The sequence below is a fragment of the Streptomyces sp. DvalAA-43 genome, assembly GCF_900091725.1.
GTDB lineage: Bacteria > Actinomycetota > Actinomycetes > Streptomycetales > Streptomycetaceae > Streptomyces > Streptomyces pulveraceus.
This window is the reverse complement of sequence record NZ_FMBW01000098.1, coordinates 1-5,064: the sequence shown is the minus strand read 5'-3', so window position 1 is coordinate 5,064 and position 5,064 is coordinate 1. Positions and strand designations below refer to the sequence as shown.

Genomic DNA, 5,064 nt, shown 5'->3' with positions numbered 1-5,064 from the left:
GGACCGGCGCGCACTGCCGGCCCCGGACCGCACCACCGCTCTGGAGGTGTCCTACCGGGCCCCGCGGACCGATGATGAGCGGCTGGTCTGCGAGGCGTTTGCCGAGGTGCTCGGCTTGGACCGGGTGGGTATCGATGACAACTTCTTCGAGCTCGGCGGGCACTCCCTTCTCGCGGTGACGCTCACGGAGCGGCTGCGTTCGCGCGGCATGTCCGTGTCGGTGCGGGCGTTGTTCCAGACGCCGACGCCCGCTGGTCTGGCCGCGGCTGACGGGGCGGGTCCGGTGTTCGTGGTCCCGGAGAACCGGATTTCCCGTGATGCCACGGTTCTGACGCCGGAGATGGTGACGCTTGCCGAACTGACCCCAGCCGATCTCGACCGGATCACCGAGGCGATCCCGGGCGGCGCGGCGAACATTGCGGACATCTACCCGCTGGCGCCGTTGCAGGAGGGGATCTTCTTCCACCACCTGCTGGATGCGGAGCAGGGCCGCGATGTGTATATCGTGCCGACGGTGCTGGGGTTCGATTCCCGGCAGCGCGTCGACGAGTTCATCACCGCGTTGCAGTCCGTGGTGGACCGTCATGACATTCTGCGCACGGCGGTGCTGTGGGAGAACCTTTCCCAGCCCTTGCAGGTCGTCCAGCGGCAGGCGACTCTTCCCGTTCACGAAGTGACGCTCGCACCCACCACCGACGGCGACACACCGGCCCTGCTGCTCGCGGCCTGTCCGGCATCGATGGACATCCGACTGGCACCGATGCTTGATGTGACGATCACTCATGATGTTGGTGGGGATCGTTGGCTGATGGCGTTGCGGACCCATCACCTGACCCGTGACCACCAGGCGCTGGAGATCCTCCTCGACGAGGTACGCGCTCACCTGGAACACCAGGAGGCGGGGCTTGCCGAGCCTGCTCCGTACCGTGACTTCGTCGCGTACTCGCGCCTGGCCGTTTCGCAGGAGCAGCACCGCGCCTACTTCGAGCGGGTCCTCGGCGATGTGGAGGAGCCGACCGCCCCTTACGGTGTCGTGGACACCCATGGTGACGGCAGCGGCACCGGCGAGGCCGTACTGGCACTTGCCGCGGACACGGCCGAACGGCTGCGCGTGCAGACGCGCCGCCACGGCGTCAGCGCGGCGGCGTTCTTCCACCTCGCCTGGGCGCGGGTGGCTGCCGCGACGACCGGCCAGACCCACCCTGTCTTCGGTACCGTCCTCCTGGGCCGCATGGACGCGGGCGGGACGGCCCATCGCACCCCCGGCCTGTACATCAACACGTTGCCGATCCGGATCGACGCGACCCAGACCCTGGACCAGGGCCTGGGAACCGTACAGGCCCAGCTCGGCGAACTGCTCCGGCACGAGCACGCCCCCCTGGCCCTGGCACAGCAGGTCACCAGCCTCCCGGCGCAGAGTCCGCTGTTCACTTCACTCCTCAACTACCGCCACAGCAGGCCGAGTTCGGGTTCAACTCCGGGGCAGCTCCCGGAGACCGGGATCACGGGGATCGACCTCCTGCACGCGGTCGAGCGCAACAACTACCCATTGACGGCCTCCGTCGACGACACCGGAGCAGACTTCAGGATCACCGTTCACGCGGCCGCGCCGGTCGACTCCGAGACGGTCTGCGGGCTGCTGCACACCGCCATCGAGAACCTGGTCGGTGCCCTGGAGGAACGCCCGGACACCCGGCTCGACCGGATCGGCGTCCTCGACGACCGGCAGCACGAACAGCTGCTGACCACCTGGAACGACACCACGCGCGAGATGCGTCCCGCGACCCTGCCGGACCTCTTCGAGGCGCAGGCCGCCCGGACCCCCGACGCCGTCGCCCTCGTACGGACCCGCGGCATGGACGAGGATCCCGCGCGTGGCGCGCTCCCGGACGGTGGCGCGGGCCACGAGACGGTGACGTATGCCGAGCTCAACGCGCGCGCCGACCGCCTGGCCGAGGCCCTGACCGGTTACGGGGTGGGGCCGGAGACACTGGTCGCGGTGTGCATGCAGCGGTCCACGGAACTCGTCGCGACCTTCCTGGCGGCGGCCAAGGCCGGTGCGGCGTTCGTCCCGCTGGACCTGCGTTCGCCGGTCTCGCGCATGGCAGCCATCCTCTCGGACGCCCAGGCGCACCTGCTGTTGGCCGATCCTGGCCTGCGCGAGCACGACATCGTGCGTACGGCAGAGGAACAGGGCACCCGGGTCGTCTACATCGACGCCGATACGTTTGCCGAGCCGGGAACGGCGGAAGCCATAGCCGTTCGTCCGGCACGGGTGCTGCCGGACCAGGCCGCCTACATCATGTACACGTCCGGATCCACCGGCACCCCCAAGGGCATTGTCACCACCCACGCCGACGTCACCGCCCTCCTGCGGGACTCCCGCTGGAACGTCGGCCCCGCCGACCGGGTTCTCTTCCACGCACCCCACGCATTCGACGCATCCACCTACGAACTGTGGGCCCCCCTCGTTCACGGCGGCAGCGTCTCCATCGCCCCTGAGGTCAAGCTCGACAGCGCCGCTCTGCACCACCTGATCACCGAGACCCGGGTCACCCACATCCACGTCACCGCCGGGCTGTTCCGCGTCATCAGCGAGGAACACCCCGAGGTCTTCACCGACGTGACGGAGGTTCTCACCGGAGGCGACGTCGTACCGCCCACAGCGGTCACGCGCCTGCTCGTCGCCCTCCCGCACCTGACCGTCCGCCATCTGTACGGCCCCACCGAGACCACCCTGTGCGCCACCCAGCACCTGGTCACCACCGAAGCCGACCTCGGTCACACGCTTCCCATCGGAAGCCCGATGGACGACACACGTGTGTACGTGCTGGACTCCGCCCTGCGGCCGGCGCCGGTGGGGGTGCCCGGTGAGCTGTACATCGCCGGTACCGGCCTGGCGCGGGGCTATCTGAACCGTCCGGGTCTGACGGCGGAGCGTTTCGTGGCCTGTCCGTTCGGTACCCAGGGCGAGCGGATGTATCGCACGGGTGACCTGGCGCGTTGGCGTGCGGACGGGACGCTGGATTACCTGGGCCGTACGGACGACCAGGTCAAGATCCGTGGTTTCCGTATCGAGCTGGGCGAGATCGAGGCGGCGCTGCTCGACCGGCCCGGTATAGCCCAGGCCACCGCGATCGTCCGCGAGGACACCCCCGGCGACAAGCGGCTGACCGCCTACGTCGTGCCCGCCGAAGGCACGGCCGCGGCCACGGACACCGTGGACACGTCCGGGATCCGGGCCGATCTGGCGGCGGTGCTGCCGGACTACATGGTCCCGTCCGCGATCCTCGTACTGGACACGCTGCCGCTGACGGTCAACGGCAAGCTCGACCGGCGCGCACTGCCCGCCCCGGACCACACCACCGCACTGGAGGCCTCCTACCGGGCCCCGCGCACGCCGGACGAGCAGCTCATGTGCGAGGCGTTCGCCGACATCCTGGGCCTGCCGCAGGTCGGCATCGACGACAACTTCTTCGACCTCGGCGGACACTCCCTCCTCGCCACCCGGCTCGTCAGCCGCGTCCGCTCGACCCTGCAAGTCGAACTGCCCCTCCGGGTCATCTTCGAAAGCCCCACCGTGGCCGCTCTGGCCCCCCGGCTGTCGAAGGCCGACCAGGCGGTTCCCGCACTGGTGGCCACAGCTCGCCCGGACGTGGTGCCGCTCTCCTTGGAGCAGCGCCGGATGTGGTTCCTGAGCGAGCTGGAGGGAACGAACGCGTCCTACAACATCCCGCTGACGCTCCGGCTCGACGGTCCTCTGGACCGATCGGCACTCGAAAGCGCCCTGCGGGACGTGGTGGAGCGCCACGAAGTCCTGGGCACGGTGTTCCCGGCCCCGGGGGGAGAGCCGCGCCAGCATGTCCTCACCCCGAGCGAGTACCACTGTGACCTGACTGTGGTCGAGACGGCGGAGGCGGACCTCGGCGCCGCTCTGGCAGAGACGGCTTCGCGTCCCTTCGACCTGAGCACCGAGATCCCGATCCGGGCCACCCTGTTCGCGGTCGGGCCGGACGAACACGTGCTCCTGGTGGTGATCCACCACATCGCCGGCGACGGGTGGTCGATGCGGCCACTGGCACAGGACCTCTCGGCCGCCTACGCGATGCGTCGCCTGGGCCGCGCGCCCGACAGGGCCCCTCTTCCGGTCCAGTACACCGACTACACGATGTGGCAGCGTGAACTGCTCGGAGCGGACGACGACCCGGAGAGCGTGGTCTCACGACAGCTCTCCTACTGGCAGAAGACCCTCGACGGCGCCCCCCAGCAGCTCGACCTGCCCACGGACCGCCCTCGCCCCACCGCTCTGACACATCGTGGTGGCGTCGTGGAGCTGGCCATCCCCGCCGAGCTGCACGAGGACCTGGCCCGGCTCGCACGTGCCGAGGGGGTGACCATGTTCATGGTGCTCCAGGCCGCCCTGGCCACGCTGTTGTCCCGGCTCGGCGCGGGTACGGACATCCCGCTCGGCACGGCGGTCGCCGGTCGTACGGACTCGGCCATGGAAAGCATGGTGGGCTTCTTCGTCAACACCCTGGTGCTGCGGACGGACCTCTCCGGTTCGCCCACGTTCTCCGACCTCCTTCACCGGGTGCGAGAGGCGGGCCTGGAGGCGTTCGCGCACCAGGACGTCCCCTTCGAGCGGCTCGTCGAAAGCCTGGCCCCCGCCCGATCGCTGACCCATCACCCCCTGTTCCAGGTCATGCTGGTCCTGCAGAACAACGAGAGCGCCGCCCTCGACCTGCCCGGTCTCCGCGTCAGCGGTATGCCGGTCAGCAGCAGGCCGGCCAAGTTCGACCTCGACTTCACCTTCGAGGAGTGCTTCACGGCCGAGCGGCGCCCTGCCGGTCTGCTGGGCCGGATCGTCTACGCCCACGATCTCTTCGACCAGCGGACGGTCGAAGAGTTCGGCTCCAGGCTGCACCGCGTGCTGGTGGCCATGGCCACGGATCCCCGCCAAAGGGCCGGTCGGGTTGAGGTGTTGGGGGAGCGGGAGCGGGAGTTGGTGTTGTCGGGGTGGAATGACACGGTGCGTGAGGTTCCGGCGGTGACGTTGCCGGATTT

Annotated in this window: 1 protein-coding gene; it reads left to right on the top strand. The window is 69.4% G+C overall.

What is annotated here, in order from left to right:
• Positions 1-5,064: non-ribosomal peptide synthetase (locus GA0115234_RS41080; RefSeq protein WP_141718554.1), on the top strand; the 5,064-nt coding region annotated here is incomplete at both ends.